Annotated in this window: 15 protein-coding genes; 8 read left to right on the forward strand and 7 right to left on the reverse strand. The window is 70.8% G+C overall.

Translation table 11 applies throughout. The features are described 5' to 3' along the window. Positions 1-359: 359 nt before the first annotated feature. The 7 genes from mtnA to ACIQOU_RS10950 all read left to right on the forward strand — a co-directional run bounded on the left by mtnA (position 360) and on the right by ACIQOU_RS10950 (position 7,897). Complete coding sequence (gene mtnA / locus ACIQOU_RS10920) at positions 360-1,916, forward strand: S-methyl-5-thioribose-1-phosphate isomerase (RefSeq protein WP_401536711.1); 1,557 nt, start codon at positions 360-362, stop codon at positions 1,914-1,916. Next, the gene (gene mtnB, locus ACIQOU_RS10925; RefSeq protein ID WP_401535973.1) at positions 1,913-2,605 is read left to right on the forward strand and encodes a methylthioribulose 1-phosphate dehydratase; all 693 of its coding nucleotides are present in this window, start codon (positions 1,913-1,915) and stop codon (positions 2,603-2,605) included. The genes mtnA and mtnB overlap by 4 nt, the downstream gene beginning before the upstream one ends. Next, positions 2,602-3,180: a 1,2-dihydroxy-3-keto-5-methylthiopentene dioxygenase gene (locus ACIQOU_RS10930; RefSeq protein ID WP_401535975.1), complete on the forward strand. Its 579-nt coding sequence runs from the start codon at positions 2,602-2,604 to the stop codon at positions 3,178-3,180. The genes mtnB and ACIQOU_RS10930 overlap by 4 nt, the downstream gene beginning before the upstream one ends. Continuing rightward, entirely contained in the window at positions 3,177-3,884 is a 708-nt protein-coding gene (gene mtnC, locus ACIQOU_RS10935) for an acireductone synthase (RefSeq protein ID WP_401535977.1), read from the forward strand. The genes ACIQOU_RS10930 and mtnC overlap by 4 nt, the downstream gene beginning before the upstream one ends. Positions 3,885-4,058: 174 nt before the next feature. Beyond that, complete coding sequence (locus ACIQOU_RS10940; protein WP_401535980.1) at positions 4,059-5,003, forward strand: DMT family transporter; 945 nt, start codon at positions 4,059-4,061, stop codon at positions 5,001-5,003. Between the two features lie 546 nt (positions 5,004-5,549). Next, positions 5,550-7,100 carry a B12-binding domain/radical SAM domain-containing protein gene (locus tag ACIQOU_RS10945; protein WP_401535982.1) on the forward strand — a complete coding sequence of 517 codons (1,551 nt, stop codon included), beginning with the start codon at positions 5,550-5,552 and terminating at the stop codon, positions 7,098-7,100. A 77-nt stretch (positions 7,101-7,177) separates the two neighbouring features. Continuing rightward, positions 7,178-7,897 carry a hypothetical protein gene (locus ACIQOU_RS10950; RefSeq protein ID WP_401535984.1) on the forward strand — a complete coding sequence of 240 codons (720 nt, stop codon included), beginning with the start codon at positions 7,178-7,180 and terminating at the stop codon, positions 7,895-7,897. Between the two features lie 237 nt (positions 7,898-8,134). Here the strand turns inward: ACIQOU_RS10950 and ACIQOU_RS10955 are convergent, their stop codons facing one another. Both ACIQOU_RS10955 and ACIQOU_RS10960 read right to left on the reverse strand, forming a co-directional pair. Further along, on the reverse strand, positions 8,135-9,583 hold the full coding sequence (locus ACIQOU_RS10955; protein ID WP_401535986.1) for an aldehyde dehydrogenase: 1,449 nt from the start codon (positions 9,581-9,583) through the stop codon (positions 8,135-8,137). Next, positions 9,580-10,521: an SDR family NAD(P)-dependent oxidoreductase gene (locus ACIQOU_RS10960; RefSeq protein WP_401535989.1), complete on the reverse strand. Its 942-nt coding sequence runs from the start codon at positions 10,519-10,521 to the stop codon at positions 9,580-9,582. Before ACIQOU_RS10960 ends, ACIQOU_RS10955 begins: the two co-directional genes overlap by 4 nt. A 153-nt stretch (positions 10,522-10,674) precedes the next feature. On the opposite strand from ACIQOU_RS10960, the gene ACIQOU_RS10965 reads away from it, so the two are divergent. After that, complete coding sequence (locus ACIQOU_RS10965; protein WP_401535991.1) at positions 10,675-11,214, forward strand: TetR/AcrR family transcriptional regulator; 540 nt, start codon at positions 10,675-10,677, stop codon at positions 11,212-11,214. Between the two features lie 97 nt (positions 11,215-11,311). Here ACIQOU_RS10965 and hydA read toward each other — a convergent pair whose 3' ends face one another. From hydA to ACIQOU_RS10990, 5 genes are read right to left on the reverse strand one after another with little or no spacing between them, the layout of a single operon-like run. After that, on the reverse strand, positions 11,312-12,736 hold the full coding sequence (hydA, locus tag ACIQOU_RS10970) for a dihydropyrimidinase (protein WP_401535993.1): 1,425 nt from the start codon (positions 12,734-12,736) through the stop codon (positions 11,312-11,314). Positions 12,737-12,768: 32 nt separating this feature from the next. Further along, positions 12,769-13,149 (reverse strand): gamma-glutamylcyclotransferase, encoded by a 381-nt coding sequence (locus ACIQOU_RS10975; RefSeq protein ID WP_401535995.1) that lies wholly within the window; start codon positions 13,147-13,149, stop codon positions 12,769-12,771. 13 nt (positions 13,150-13,162) lie between these two features. After that, positions 13,163-14,323 carry an NAD(P)/FAD-dependent oxidoreductase gene (locus ACIQOU_RS10980; RefSeq protein ID WP_401535997.1) on the reverse strand — a complete coding sequence of 387 codons (1,161 nt, stop codon included), beginning with the start codon at positions 14,321-14,323 and terminating at the stop codon, positions 13,163-13,165. Beyond that, positions 14,320-15,714, reverse strand: a complete 1,395-nt coding sequence (locus ACIQOU_RS10985; protein ID WP_401535999.1) for an FAD-dependent oxidoreductase — start codon at positions 15,712-15,714, stop codon at positions 14,320-14,322. The genes ACIQOU_RS10980 and ACIQOU_RS10985 overlap by 4 nt, the downstream gene beginning before the upstream one ends. Then, on the reverse strand, positions 15,707-16,012 hold the full coding sequence (locus ACIQOU_RS10990; protein WP_401536002.1) for a (2Fe-2S)-binding protein: 306 nt from the start codon (positions 16,010-16,012) through the stop codon (positions 15,707-15,709). Before ACIQOU_RS10990 ends, ACIQOU_RS10985 begins: the two co-directional genes overlap by 8 nt. Positions 16,013-16,022: the final 10 nt, after the last annotated feature.

A 16,022-nucleotide genomic window follows, 5' to 3' on the forward strand; every position in this document is an offset into this window, starting at 1 on the left:
GTGGGCAGTCGCGGCGGGGCTCTCGCCGAGTTGGTGGGCATTGCGCCATCCACGGTCCGTGGGCACGCGCCCTTTTACCAGCCCTGTCAAGGTCTCTCGTCACGTCAACCTCCCGATGAGACCTGGCCCGTGAACAGCAGAGAAGTTAGCGTTCCCCGGGTGGCCATGGATGACCGTCGGGCGGCGGGCGGCTCTTCAACGCGGGAGAGCCCTGGGCGTCTGAAGGCGACGGCCCGACGCGCCACGGGCGACCGCTCCCTCGTCGTCCGGCCGACGCGGAAGCTCTGACAGCTCACCCCTCGGGTCGGCTCCGTGTCTTCTGCGAGCGGAGTCGGCCCCGAACCGGGAGCACTCACGTGATGCGATCCCTTGACTGGCATGACGGGCGCCTCCTCCTGATCGACCAGCGGAAACTGCCCGAGCATCATCACCAGCTCCACATCACCACGGTCGACGAACTCATCGACGCCATCACCTCCCTCGCCGTGCGCGGAGCCCCGGCCCTCGGTATCGCCGGTGCCTTCGGCGTCGCGCTGTCCGCGTTCCGGCACGCCGACTCCGGCCGACCGGGCGCCGATGCCGTGCGGGCGGACGCGGACCGTATCGCCCGGTCGAGGCCGACGGCCGTGAACCTTTCCAGAGGCGTCGCGCGTGCCCTGTCCGCTCTCGATCGCGGGGCGGACGCCGTTCTCGCCGCAGCGCGGGCGTTGCTGGAGGAAGACGAACGGATCAACCGCGCTGCCGCGCGCCACGCCGCGGACTACCTCCTGGAGACGACGTCCCGGCGCCCGCTGCGCGTCCTGACCCACTGCAACACCGGCAGCCTGGCGACCGGTGCGTGGGGTACCGCACTCGGCGCCATCCGTGACCTTCACGGCCGGGGGCTGATCGACGAGGTACTGGCCACGGAGACCCGGCCGCTGCTCCAGGGCGCCAGGCTGACCGTCTGGGAGCTACAGCGGGACGGCATACCCGTGCGGCTCTGCCCGGACGGGGCCGCGGCATCCGCTGTGCAGAACGGCGCTGTCGACTGCGTCGTGGTCGGCGCCGATCGCGTGACGCGCAACGGCGACGTGGCCAACAAGATCGGTACGTACCCGCTGGCTCTGGCCGCGGCCCGGCACGGTGTGCCGTTCGTCGTCGTGGCCCCGCGGTCCAGTGTCGACGAGACGACGGCCACCGGCGCCGGAATCCCCATCGAACAGCGCAGTCCGGACGAGGTCACCTCGCTCGCCGGGACCCGGACCGCCCCGCCCGGGACCTCCGTGTACAACCCTGCTTTCGACGTCACCCCGCACGCGTTGGTGAGCGCGGTCGTCACCGAGTGCGGGGTGCGCGAACCCGGGGCCCCGGCACGGGAGTTGGCGGAGCTTCTGGGCTCCCGCACCGCCGTGGTGGCGGACTTCCCCTTTCTCGGTGTCGCCTTCCAGGACCTCGCGGGCGTCTACCGTCACCCCGGGCTGCTGCGGACAGCGGCGCGTGAGATCGCCGGGCGGGCCCGTGGCCGGTGCAACGTCGTGGTCGGCGTCGAAGCCGGCGGTTTCGTGCTGGCCGCCGTGGTCGCCGCCGAAGCCGGACTGCCGCTCGTCCTCGCGCGTAAGCCCGGCAAGACACCGGGCAAGACCCACTCCGTCAGCTACCGCACCGCCTACTCCTCCGACGCCCTGGACGTACCGGCCGGTGCGCTGGGCGCCGGGCACCGGGTGCTCGTCGTCGACGACGTCCTCGCGACCGGGGGGACCCTGGCCGCAGCCCGCTCGGTGGTGGAGGCGTGCGGCGCCACCGTCACGCGCTGTGCCGTCCTCACCGAGATCGCAGAGTTGAAGGGGGCCGCCCGGCTGGCTCCGACACCCGTCGACGCGCTGCGCACCGCCACCGCAGCGACGCACACCGTTCCAGGAGGAGAACCGTCGTGAAGCCTGCGACCATCCACGAAGACCTCGACCTGCAACGCGGGCACCTCGCTGCCGCCTGCCGCGCCCTGTACCGACTCGGCTGGATGCCAGGAACATCGGGCAACGTCTCGATACGGTCCGGCGAGGGCGTGATGATCACGGCCAGTGGCCGCAGCAAGGGAACGATGGCCCCCGAGGACACCGTGATCGTCGACCCCGTCGACGGGCGGCCGCTGGTCGGCGAGACGGAGCGGCCCTCGGCCGAGACATCCATCCACCTGGCGGTCTACCGGCAGGTGTCCGGTTGCGGGGCGGTCGTCCATGCCCACGCGCCTTACTCCACGGCCCTGGCCACCCTGACCGGCACCGGCACCGGCACCGGCACCGGCACCGGCGGCTCGGTCGGCCGGGTGGTCTTCAGAGAACTGGAGCTGGCGAAGGGCCTCGGCGTGGCCGCCCCCCGCCTGGTCGAGGTGCCCGTCTTCGCCAACTGGCCCGACGTGTCCCGTATCGCCGACGACGTGACGGTGTGCCTCCGCGAGACGCCGGACGTGCCACCCGCCCTGCTCATCGACCGACACGGCGTGACGACCTGGGGAGGCGATCTCGACGAGGCACGCAATCGCCTGGAGTGTGTCGAGGAACTGAGCCGTCTGACCCTGCTGACCGGTGCCTTCGGGCCCGCAGTCGCGAAGGAGACTGCCCGATGACGTTGTTGCAGATCATGCCGGAGGACGCGCCGGGCACCGTGGAACTCCGCACCGGAGACCTGGACGTCATCCGCAAGGAACTGCTCGGGATCGGCGTGCGCCTCGAACGCTGGTACGCCGCCCGCCCACTTGAGGCCGGTGCCGACGACACCGCCGTCATGGCGGCCTACCGGAGCCACATCGACCGCATGAAGGCCGAGGGCGGATACCGGCTCGTCGACATCGCGCGGATGACACCCGCGCCCGCCGACCCCGACTGGCCCGAGCGGGCACGCCCAGCGCGCGAAAAGTTCCTGGAGGAACACTTCCACGACGAGGACGAGGTGCGCTTCTTCGCCGCTGGAACCGGCTGCTTCTACCTCCACACCGCCGGCAAGGTGTACGCGATGGTGTGCACCGAAGGGGACCTGCTGTCCGTACCCGGCCGGACGGTGCACTGGTTCGACATGGGCGAGCGACCGGACTTCACCGCGATCCGCTTCTTCCAGGAGGAGGACGGCTGGATCGGCAGGTTCCTGCCGGACAGCATCGCCTCCCGCTTCCCCACGCTCGACGCCCTGCTGGCAACGCCATGACCGGGGCCGTTGTCCTGGACATCGAGGGCACCACCAGCTCCGCGGCTCACGTCCACGAGGTGCTGTTCCCCTACGCCCGGAAACGACTGGCTCCATGGGTCGCCGCGCATCGCGCCGACCCCGAGGTACGGCAGGTCCTCGCGGAGGTCGGCCGGTTCCTGGGCGCGGGGACAGCCGTCAGCGAGGCCGAGGCCGTTCGGGTACTGGAGACGTGGTCCGACGAGGACCGCAAAGCATCTCCGTTGAAGAAGGTGCAGGGCATGATCTGGTCCGAGGGATATGAGAGGAAGGAACTCAGGGGGCACGTCTACCCCGACACCGTCGAGGCCCTGGACATCTGGCGCAGCCGCGGCACGGACATCCATATCTATTCCTCCGGTTCGGTGCAGGCACAGCAGCAGTGGTTCCAGCACAGTCCGTACGGCGACCTGCGGAACCGGCTCGCGCGTTACTTCGACACCTCCAACGCCGGTCCGAAGAAGTCGGCCGACGCGTACCGGACGATCGCCACCGCCCTCTCCCTCCGGCCCACCGACCTCCTGTTCGCCTCCGACACTCCGGCGGAGCTCGACGCGGCGTCGGCCGCGGGCTGGCGCACGGTGCTGATCCTCCGGACGGCCGAGGGCACACCGCCGACGCCGACCGACGGGCACCACCCCGTCTCCGCCGACCTGGCATCTGTCGCGCGGCTGGAACCGGCATGACGACGGCAGCCGTTCCGCACCTGCCGCGAGCTGCGCCCCACCACGCCGCGAACGCCTCTCGCTCGCCCGCCCGGCTGTCCGGAAAGCACAGGTGAGTGTGGCGTACGTCCTTATGCTGCCTCGGTACTTGATGGTTGACGCAACCATTGCTGGAGCCGGCGAACCGGGGGAGACGTGGACGCTCAGGGCACGCAGGCGGACGTCATCGCGGCGGGCGACGGGCAGGGCGCAGCGGCGCACTCGGTGGGCAGACTCAGGGCCACGGGGATCGGTGCCGTGGCCGTGTTGCTGTGGGCGTCGCTGGCACTGCTGACCACGCTGACCGGGCGGATACCGCCGTTGCAGCTCACCGCGATGGCGTTCGCGGTCGGTGGGCTCGTCGGGCTGCCCCGGGTGGTCCGTGGCGGTGGAGCACTCGCCCGTGGGCTGCCCGGTGGCGCCTGGGTACTCGGCATCTGCGGCCTGTTCGGCTACCACTTCTTCTACTTCCTGGCCCTGCGCAACGCCCCTGCGGTCGACGCCGGGCTCATCGCCTATCTGTGGCCGTTGCTGATCGTCGTCTTCTCCGCGCTGCTGCCGGGCGAGCGGCTGCGCTGGTGGCACGTGGCAGGCGCGCTGGTCGGGCTCGGCGGCACCTTCCTGCTGGTCACCGGTGGGCAAGGCGTGCATTTCCGGGGTGAGTACCTGCTGGGGTACGTGGCAGCGGCGGTCTGTGCGCTGGTGTGGTCGACGTACTCGGTGGCGAACCGCCGGTACCCCCAGGTGCCCACGGACATGGTCGCGTTCTTCTGCCTGGCCACCGCGGCGCTCGCCGCCGTGTGCCATCTGCTGTTCGAAACGACGGTCTGGCCCGACGGCTGGCAGTGGCTCGCGGTGCTGGGCTTGGGTCTCGGCCCGGTCGGAGGCGCTTTCTACGTCTGGGACCACGGCACCAAACACGGTGACATCCAGCTCCTCGGCACCCTGTCGTATTTCGCCCCGCTGCTGTCCACCGCCCTGCTGGTCGCGACGGGACGGGCCGACGCGAGCTGGCCCGTCGTCGGCGCCTGCGTGCTGATTGCCGGCGGCGCCATGCTGGCCTCGGCGGACGCTCTGCGCTCGGTGCGCCGCCGGGAATGAGTCGGTGCTCCGTACGTAATTGTGTGTTCAGCCATCACATTGCGCCAACATGTTGATGCGGTATGGCGCCTGCGACGGGAAATCGGTTAGCGTCGTGCAGGTGGCCATTCCATGGGTATGGGAACTCGGCGTATGCCAGGAGGTTATGTGAGCGTAGAGGCTCACTTATCCGGTCAAGAAACCGAGGCGACGGCCCGCCGTGTGCTGAGCTGTGAACGCTATTTCCCTGATGAGGCCCAGACTTTTCCAGAGCGTGGCATTCCATAGCAGGGCCTGGTTGTGTCCCTCGCGGCCAGCGAACAGGACTTTGTAAGCGCACCGATATGGCCTGAATCTTTCACGTGGCAGTCGCGCCGCTGCGCCGTCCCTCATTCCACGGCATCGTCCGGTGAATCGGTATGCGCCGACCCGGACGAGCCGATCGAAGAAATCGACGTGCTCACTTCTCGCCGACGAGAAGCGCAGGCGGCCGAGTATTTCTCCGGGATCGGCTGAACACAGGCCGGACTCCTGCCACTCCATTCGTCTAACCAAGGGCGATACGTCATGAGTTTACGCGTCATAGCCGTTGCCCCTCCCGGACTCCCTGAAGGCGGACTGGGAAGACATACGTTGAAAAGCGCGGACCCGGCCAGTCTGTTCAACGCGTGCAGGGTCGCCGCGCAGCGCGCCGACGAGGGCGTCGGCGCCTGGGGAAGGTCGAACTGGGCGGTGCCCCGGCAACAGCGTCGCAACCTGCTGCTCCTCATGCACAGCCTCAAGGAGGACCTTCCGGAGTTCGAAGCGCTCCTGGAGCGGGAACGGCCCCACCTGCTCCTGTTGGGGGCCATGACCATGTGCCTGCCGGGCGCGGTGGCCTGCGCGGCGAAGGCCAAGGAGATCCTCGGGGACGAGGTGTGCGTCGTCCTCGGCGGACGGCACGCTTCCGAGACGATCCACCAGAGCGGGGACACGGTCAGACACGAGGTCTCCTCGCCGTGCCGCCTCATGGCCGAGGCCCATGTGCCGGCGGTCTTCGACCTGGTGGTCTCCGGTGAGGGAGAACACCTGATCGCGGAGATCGGCGAGGCGGTGGAAACGCTGATGGAACGCGGGCTTTTGGCCGCCGACCTGCGCAGACGCCTCGACGAGATCAAACAGGCGCCCGGTACCTGGGTGCTGAGCCGGTACACGGACGGCCTGATCGACGACCTCGTCGGACGGAGCGGGGCGATCGACCGGAACCTCCTGCCGCCACCCGCCCGGGTGTTCGGGGTACGGACCGCCTTCGATGTCTTCGACGGCAGACTCACCGGGCACGTCTTCAGCGACACGGGCAACGGCTGCGTGTTCGACTGCGATTTCTGTAGCGAACGGAAGTCCGTCACGGGCGGGCTGCTTCAGTTCGGTACCGGCGCCGACCGCCTGATGCGCCAACTTCAGGCCGTCGTCGATGCCGTCGAGGAGGATTTCCCCGGCCGGGGTGCCAGCGCCTTCGTCGAGGACTCCACTCTGCTGGGTGGCTCCCCGCAGCAGATCGACCGCCTGGCAGGGCTGCTGTCCCGGGCTGAACTCGACATCCGCTTCGGCGGGCAGTTCACGATCGACCAGATCAGGCACCGCGCCGACGACATACGGAAGCTGAGCGAAGTGGGCTTCGACTATGTGTTCATCGGCGTCGAAACCCTGGACCCGTCCATCATCGGAGGGATGAGCAAGGATCGCCGTTCCCGGGCGGGCCAGTGGATGAGCCGAACGGAACAGGCAGTCGAGTCTCTCGCCGACATGGGGGTGCGGGCCGGCTCGGCCGTGCTCTTCGGGCTCGGTGAACGTCAGGAACATCGACTGGCCCTTCTCCAGCAATTGGCCCAGTGGAAAGAGCAATACGGGTCACCCTCCCCGATCAGCCTCAACTGGGCCGCCCAACACCCGCTCCGGAACAGCGATCTCGGCTACCGCTACCATGAGTGGTCGGTTCCGGCGGGGGAGTGGATCGACCTGTTCGAGGATTTCGGGGAAGCCTCGGCTATTTACCCGCTCAAGGGCGTGGAACCCCCTGTGAAGGAAGAGGTCGGTGAAGTGCGCGCGGCCTTCCAGGAACTGTTCGTCAACACATGAGGCGGCGACGATGGAGCTGACATCGATCCGCGAATCCACCACACGGGCACCTACGGGGTCGACCGGACGGGAGTGCGATGATTGATCAATTCTATGCCAGTGGCCGGGGTGACCGGCTGGTCGATGAGTCTTTGCTTCCCGTGGTGATCAGGGACTTCCTGGAACAGGAAGAGCGGCTCCTCGCGGACATCTGCCAGGATTTCGACTGCCTGGTCGAGCTCGGGAGCATGTACGGACTCCATCTGGAGTTCGCGGTGAACAGCGACAAGAAATATCTCGGCCTGGACGTCGTGGACAGGTATGTGGTGGAGGGGAACCGCCGTGTCGCGGCCCTCGATCTCGACCAGGAGGACCACAGATTCCTGACCTGCGGCATTGAAGACATGGGCACCATCGATATTCCGGGAGCGCGGGCGCTGGCCTTCTCCCCGTTCAACTGCCTGGGCAACATCACCGATCTCCCCGGGGCGCTGAACGGCCTGGTCGGCAGCGGACTGCCGTTCCTGCTGAGCTCCTACCGCACTGACGCCCAGGCCACCCATGGCCGCGAGGAGTACTACGACGGCTGCGGCTACACCGAGATCCGGGTCCGCCGCGAGCCCCGCGGAGTCCGGTTCACCGCAGCCGAGGGACTCGACACCGTGGCCTACGAACCCGACCACATGCTCGCCCTGCTCTCCGACGCCGGGACCGAGGCGGACGTGGTGTTCTTCGGCGACATAGGAGCCTGCTACGTCCGCTCCGACCTCGCCCCGCGCGCCCGCGAAGCCGCGGGGAAGCTCCCAGCCGACCACTGACCACCGGGGACGCGGCCCGGCCAGGTCGGGTCGCCGTCCGGGGGCCGTTCGAGAAGGAGGCCGCCAGTCCTTCGACGGTCTGCTCGTGGTCCCCGCCGACCGGAACGGGGTTCGAGGCCGCGCCGGCCCCCCAGTCGGTGCGCAGCCCGCCGGGCACGCGGCGGAGCCGGAACCGGAGCCTGCGAGGCGGCTTTCGCTGGCGGCATGAGCTTCCTTCCGTAGCGGCCGCTGGGGCCGTCAGGCCGGGACCGTGATCGTCTTGTGCTCGACGTACCCGGCCAGGCCGACGGCTCCGTACTCGCGCCCGGTGCCGCTCGTCTTGTAGCCGCCGAACGGGCCGTCGAAGCCGATCGGCGCGCCGTTGACGGTGAACGTGCCGGTCCGGATCAGGCGGGCGAACTCCAGGCCGTGCTGCACGTCGGCCGTCCACACGCCGCCGCTGAGGCCGTACTCGGAGTCGTTGGCGATGCGCACGGCGTCGGCCTCGTCCTCGAACGGGATGACCACCAGGACCGGGCCGAAGATCTCCTCGCGCGCGATCCGCATGCTGTTGTCGACGTCGGCGAACAGGGTCGGTCTGATGTAGTTGCCCCGCTCCAGCCCGGCCGGTGACTCGGGCCCTCCGGTGACCAGCCGGGCGCCCTCCTCGATGCCGAGCCTGATGTAGGACCGCACGCGCTCCTGCTGATCGGCGCGGACCAGCGGCCCGATGAAGGTGTCCTCCTCGGACGGATCGCCCACTTTCAGCCCGTCGAGCAGGTCCTTGAGGGCGGTCACCACCTCGTCGTACCGGCTGCGCGGCGCCAGCACCCGGGTCTGCGCGATGCACGCCTCGCCGTTGTTCGCCAGTGAGGCAAACCGCAGCGCGGGCACGGCCTTGTCGAGGTCCGCGTCGGGCAGGATGATCGCCGCGGACTTGCCGCCCAGCTCCAGGCCGACCCGCTTGAGCTGTCGGCCCGCGACGGCCGCTATGGAGCGGCCCGCGCCGGTCGAGCCGGTGAAGGACACCTTGTCGACGCCGGGATGCGCGACCAGGTACTCGCTGGTCTCCCGGCCGGCCGGGAGGACGCTGACCACGCCCTCGGGCAGCCCCAGTTCGTCGAAGAGGTCGGCCAGCAGCAGCATGCTCAGGGAGTTCTCCGGCGACGCCTTCAGGACCACGGTGTTGCCCGCGAGCAGTGCCGGGATCATCTTCGCCAGCGCCGCGGAGAACGGCGAGTTCCATGGAATGACGGCGGCCACGACTCCGATCGCCTCGCGGCGTACGACGCTGCGGAACGCGGCGCCGGGGACGGAGGGTTCGAGCGTCTCCTCCCAGCCGAACTCGCGGGCGCCCTTGAGATAGCCGAGCGCCTGCCGGGTCAGTCCGCCCTGGCCCGCCCTGTTGAACCACAGCGGATTGCCGCGCTCACTGGTGATCAGCCGCGCGATCTCCTCGGCGCGCGCCTCGCGCAGATCGTTGAGGCGCACGACGAGCTCCTGACGTTGCTCGGGGGTCGTCTGCCGCCACGGTCCCTCGTCGAAGGCGGTCCGTGCCGCCGCGACCGCGCGGTCGACATCGGCCGGCAGGGCCTGCACGGACCGTCCGACGAGCGAGCGGTCGTGAGGGGAACGGATGTCGAGCAGGGTGGCGTCGCTCGGGTCGGTCCACAGACCGCCGATGTAGAGCCGGTCGCGCACGATCATGAGGGTGTCCTGTCGTTGTGTGTGTACGGGGGCCGTGGCTGGTCGGGGCGGACCATGCGGGCGACCTCGGTGTCGGCGAAGTCGGGCAGCCCGTCGTGGTCCGTGGACAGACTCAGGTCGTGCCAGGTGGCGTCCTCGGCCGCTCGTGCCGCCGCGATCCGCGGTGCCAGCCACACCGCGTCCGAGCCGAGCAGCAGCCGGGCCGGCGGGTCGGGCGCGGCCGTCAGGCGCAGGACGGCTTCGGCGATCTTCGCCGGGTCACCGCGCCGCACATCGGGGTTGCGCCGGTAGGTGCGGGCGAAGCGCCCGACGGTCGGCTCGTACTCCGCCTGCCAGCCCTCGGTCGGCACCGCCCTCTCCGCCCATGCCGTCCGGATGCCTCCCGGCTCAAGCACGGTCGCGTGAATCCCGAGCGGCGCGAGTTCGCGGGCGAGGATCTCGAAGAACCCGCCGACCGCCCAGGCCGCCGTCTGGTACGCGGCCAGCCCCGGCTGCGCCCGCCGCCCCCCGATCGTGGAGATCTGTACGAGGTGTCCTGAGCGGCGCGGACGAAGAACCGGCAAGGCGGCGCGGACCAGGTGGATGGTGCCGTACAGGTTGGTGTCGATCGTGCGGCGCCACTCCTCCTCGGGCATGTCCTCGACCGATCCGACACCGCGGTACCCGGCGCTGTTGATCACCACGTCGAGTCCGCCGAAGACGGTGACGGCTTCCCGCACCGCCCGGTCGACAGTGCGGCGGTCGGTCAGGTCGAGCGCCGTGGTGACCAGGTGGCCGGTGGCAGCGGAGCCGCCGGTGAGCGCGGCCGGGGTCAGCGCGGCGAGTCCGTCGGCATCGATGTCGGCGGCCAGGACGTCATGCCCGGCCGCCAGGGCGGTGCCGACCAGGTGCCGTCCGAGACCTCCGGCGGCACCAGCGATGAACCATGTCTTCCTCACGCCATAAACGCTACGCCGATGTGACACTTGATGCAACAAGTGCAATGCTAATGTGGCGACACAGAGCGTGCGCGGGCGACCGACGGCGTTCTCCGCAGACGCCTCGGACAGCACGCCCGAGGCGTGCCGGAACAACGGAAGGTGCGCACTGCCATGAGAGCCGACGCGGCCCGCAATCTGGACGCGGTCCTGCTGACGGGGGCGCGGCTGCTCGCGCGGGACCCGGCGACGACCATGGCCGCGATCGCGGCGGCGGCCGGAGTCGACCGGCGCACGGTCTATCGCCGGTTCGCGAGCAGGGAAGCGCTTCTGTCCGCCGTCTACACGGCGAAGCTCGACGCCTCCGAGGCGGTCCTGGACGCGGCACGCCTGATGGAGGCCCCGGTCGCGATCGCGCTGCACGGATACGTCGAGTCGATCATCCCGGTCAGTCGGCGCTGGCCGCTGGATGTCCGGCGGATGATGAAGGAAGATCCCGAGGCCGAACAGCGGGCCGAGGCCCAGCGCGGGCGGCTGGAGGCGTTTCTCCGGCGCGCGGCCGACGAGGGGTTGATCCGGCGGGACCTGCCCGCCGGATGGGCTATGGCGCTGCTGGGCAGCATGGTCGACAACATGGCCCACGTGTTCGTCGACATCGAACCGGGCCCGGCCGCCGACCTCGTGGTGACCTCGTTCCTTCACGGAGCCGGATAGGACGCTCGTCCCGGCTCACGCCCAGGAGGCCGAGCCGTCGTGGGCGCGGTCCGGCAGCGGTCGGCAGTCCGGGACGGGTGTCGTCCGGTGCGTGTGGTCAGCAGACCAGGGAGCGGCTCAGCGGGCCCGAACGCAGATGACGGCCGCGGGGTTCGGGGTCCGTCAGGCGACCGCTCTCGACGACCGGGCGGCCACCCACCAGGACGGTCTCCGGCCAGCCGGTGACCGTCCGGCCCTCGTACGGCGTGTAGTCGGTCGCCATGTGCAGGCCCGTGCTGCGGACGGTCCGGGTGGCCGTGGGGTCCCAGATCGCCAGGTCCGCGTCCGCGCCCGGCGCGATGACGCCCTTGCGGGGGTACAGCCCGTTGAGCCGGGCCGGGTTGGCGGACATCAACTCGACGAAACGGCCGACCGGCAGGCCGCCCTTGACGACCAGCTCGCTGAAGATCACCGGCATCCGGGTCTCCACTCCCGGCAGCCCGTTGGGCATCGCCCGTACGTCGTGGCTCACCGACTCCTTCTGGGCCGTGTCGTAGCAGCAGTGGTCGCTGCCGACCGTGGCCACCTGGCCCATCAGCACGCGGGAGCGCAGCCCGGCGACCGTGTCGGCGCCGCGCAGCGGGGGGCAGCACACGAACCGCTCCGGGTGCGGGCCCGCGTACGCCGTGTCGTCCAGCACGAGGTGATGGGCGACGGTCTCGGTGAAGGCGCGGACCCCTCGGCCACGGGCGCGCGCCACCAGGTCGACGGCCTCGGGCGTGGACTGGTGAACGAAGTACACGGGAGCCGCGACCGATTCGGCGATGGCGAGGATCTCGGCCACGGACGCGTTCTCGGCCAGTTCCGGCCTGGTGCCGGCGTGGTGGCAGGCGCTGATCGCGTCGGCTGCCTCACCGCGCTCCTGCACGTCGGAGATGATGTGGTCGGCCTCGCAGTGGATGACCACCATGCCGCCGAGATCCCGCAGCGTGGTCATCACGTTGAGGATGGTCTTCTCGTCGGCCATGGTCTCGCCACGGTAGGTGGTGAACATCTTGACCGTGACGATGCCGTCGGCGGTCAGTGAACGGAGCTGCTCGGGAACGGTGTTGTCCCACTCGACCACACAGGCGTGCAGTGCGCTGTCGCACAACCCCTGGGCCGCCTTGGCGCGTTGGGCGGCGGCGACGTCGGCCGGGTGCTCGCCGGGGCGCGGGATCGCGAAGTCGACGATCGTGGTCGTCCCGCCGAAGACGGCCGCCGTGGTCGCCTGCCGGTAGTCGTCCAGGGAGGTGAAGTCGCCCGAGGTGAAGCCGACATGGCAGTGCGGGTCCACCCCGCCGGGCAGGACGAGGCGTCCGGCGGCGGATATCTCGGTGACGCCGGGCGGCTGCGCGGCACGGTACGCGCCCGGTTCCACCACCCCCAGCACCTTTCCGCCGCCGACCAGGACGTCGGCGGCGCCCTGCCAGTCGGCGTTGACCACGGTGCCGCCCCGGACGACGAGATCGACCGGTGACGAAGGGGCAGGGGCAGGGGACATGGCGAGCCTCCAGTGAGCCGGTGGGGGAGTGGTCAGCGGGTGGCGAGGTAGGCGTGCCAGCCGCCGTGGGCGGTGATGTCGAGGACCCCGGGTGCGGTCAGGGCAAAGGCGCGCATCCGCATCGAGAACGAACCCGAGCCGTCCGCCAGGGCGATGACGCCCAGTTCGAGTTCCTCGGGCTCCTCGGGGAGCAGTTGCTCGCGCAGCACCTCGTAACTGACCTCGTAGACCTCGCCGTCGATCGCCGCGCCGCCCTCGGTGACCGGGTGCAGGCCGGGGAACTCGTCCCGTACGGAGAAGAACCGGTAGCCGGGTGCCGTACGGGCGGGGCCGAGCAGCCGGGCGTCCTTGAGGGCGTGGTTGAGGGTGCCTCCGGACATCGCCTGGCCGTTGACGAACATTTTCAGGGTCATGTGCGTGTGCCTTTCAGGGGGAGACGGGAGTGGTGGTGTCGTGCAGCAGGCGGCCGGGGCCCAGGTCGTCCACCGGGTCGGCCGGGGCCTGCCCGGCGATCTGGCGGCACAGCGTGTCGCCCCACACCGGGGCGAGCGTGAACGCGTAGGTGCCGCCCGCGACGAAGAATCCCGGGTGACCGGGGACTTCACCGACCACCGGCATCTCGTCCGGCGTCGCGGCCAGGGGGCCGGCCCACATCCGCAGCAGACGCAGCCCGCCGAGGAACGGCAGGACACGCCCGGCCTGCGCGAGGTTGCCCGCCATGCTGGCCGGGCTGACGGTGCTGCGGCCCGCCATGTCCAGCCGGGCGGCGGGCCAGCCGCCACCGATCAGCAGGTTGCCTGCGCTGACCTGCTTGACGGACATGCCCTCGCCGATGTGCTGGACCAGGTGGTGCATCACCGGCGGCACCCGCACGGTCACATGCATCTGGATCGCGACCGGTGACATCCGGACGTGGATGCCGGCCAGCGCGGAGACCTCGGTGATCCAGGGCCCGGCCACGTTGACGACGATGGGCGCGGTCCAACTCCGTTCTCCCGAGCGCACCTTGTAGTCGGCGCCGACCCGCTCGACGCCGGTCACCGGGGTGAAGGCGTGCAGTCGGGCGCCGAGGCGGCGGGCGGCGGCCAGATAGGCGGGGGTGATCAGGAGCGGGTTGGCGTACCCGTCGAGCGGACACCAACTGGCCGCGCGTACCCGGTCCGAGAGCAGCGGCAGCTGCCTGCGGGCCTCGTCGCCGGTGAGTACTTCGGTGGGGATGCCCGCCCGGAGTTCCCAGGCGTGCTTCTGCCTCAACTCCTCCTCCTGCGCGGCGGTCTCGGCGACCATGAAACCGCCGCCGCGCCGCAACTCCACGTCCGCGTCGAGCCGTTCCTCGATCTGCGCCCAGTGGTCCGACGCCCGGCGTTGCAGCGGCAGCAGGCGCGCGCTGTCGACCGGGACCTCCTGGCCGGGGCGGCGGGTGTGGATCGCCTGGATGTGGAGGTTGCCCGCGGTGGTGCCGGACCCCTCCCGGTTGGGGGCGCCGCGCTCCAGCACCACGACGCGGTGACCGCGTTCGGCGAGATGGAAGGCGGTACTGGCACCCAGGATGCCGGCGCCTATGACGATGACGTCGGGCTGGGTCACCGGGCCTCCTGATCTGGGGCGCTTTCGACCATGGCGGCCATGGGCAGCGGTCGCAGCGGCATCCGGGCCGCGAAGCACTCCGGTGCCCGGTCGGGAGCGGAGCCCCGCGCGGCGAGCGCCGCGACGACGTGGCCGCATTCGCGGCCCTGGCAGGGGCCCATGCCGGCGCGGGTGGCGGCCTTGGTGCCGTGCACGTCGTTCCAGCCGGTGGCGGCGGCCTGCCGGATCTCGCCCGCCGTGACGCCCTCGCAGCGGCAGACCTGGGTGGCGTCGGCGAGGTCGGTCACGGCGTCGGCGGGCAGCGGGTAGAGCCGGTCGGCGAGTTCCGCGAACCGCTCCAGGGCGCGGGCCCGGCGGCGCAGGCCGGTCACCCGGGCGGGCGCGCGTTCGGGTGCCAGGCGGCGCAGTATCGCGTGGGCGGCGAGCTGCCCGCGTACGCCTGCCGCGTGCACGCCCGCGATCCCGGCACAGTCCCCGGCGACGTACAGCCCGTCCACCGAGGTGGCGCCGTCCGTGTCCACGACCGGGAGCTGTTCCGTGCCCGTCGGGTCGGGCTCGGTACGGCAGCCGAGCAGCCGGGGGAGTTCGGTGCTGGGGCGGAAGCCGAAGCCCACGCACAGCGCGTCGGCCTCGACCCGGCGGACGCGGCCGTCGGCGGCGGCGATGTCCACGGCGGTGACCTGGTCCTCGCCGTGGGCCGCCAGCACCCGGGAGCCCTGCTCGACGCGGACGCCGTGCCGGGCGAGGGTCAGCAGATAACGGGCGGCCTCCGCGAGCCTGGCCGGTTGCCGCAGCGCGCCGATCGCGCCGGGCCCGGGGCGGTAGGGGTGGTTCAGTTCGACCAGCGCCGCGATCCCGGCACCGGCCTCCAGCAGGGCGCAGGCCACCGGGAGCAGGAACGGTCCGGTCCCGGCGAGGACCACCCGTCGGCCCACCGGGACCCGGTCCATGGTGGCCAGGTGCAGGGCGAACCCGGGGGTCACCACACCCGGCAGCGTCCACCCCGGAAACGGCAGGGCGCGTTCGTAGGCGCCGGTGGCGGCGAGGGTGGCGCGGGCGCGCACCTGCCCCAGGGCGCCGGTGCGCACGTCGCAGGTGAACAGGGTGCGCCCGGCGTCCTCGGCGCCCCAGACCAGGGTGCCGGTACGGCAGACGACCCCGGCGGCCCGCACCTGGCGGATCAGTTCGGTGCCGCGTGGGCGGAAGTCACCGAAGGCGGCCGTGAGGTGCGGGGCCCGGCGCTTGTAGTACTGGCCGCCGAGGGTGTCGGACTCGTCGAGCAGGACCACGCGCAGCCCGCCCCGGGCGAGGACCAGCGCCGCGTGCAGCCCGGCGGGCCCGCCGCCGACCACGGCGACGTCGGCCTCCGGCTCCTCGATGCGGTCAGCCATGTGCGGCCGTCGGCGTGGGCTCGGCGTGGGTGCGGATGTCGGTGCCTTCGACGACATGGGTGGTGCAACTGCGGGAGAGCGGACGGTCGTCGATCGTCACCTCGCACTCCAGACAGACGCCCATGCCGCAGAACGGGCCGCGCGGCTGGCCGTTGACCGGGTTGCGGCGCAGCGGCCAGACACCGGCCGCGACCAGGACCGCGGTCACGGACTGGCCGGCCCAGGCCTGCCGGGGGGTGCCGTCGACGGTCACGGTGACCGTCTCCGGCAGGGCGCTGGTCTTCATGGCTGCGCTCACAGGGCTCAAG

It is taken from the genome of Streptomyces sp. NPDC091279, from assembly GCF_044757465.1.
Classification (GTDB): domain Bacteria; phylum Actinomycetota; class Actinomycetes; order Streptomycetales; family Streptomycetaceae; genus Streptomyces.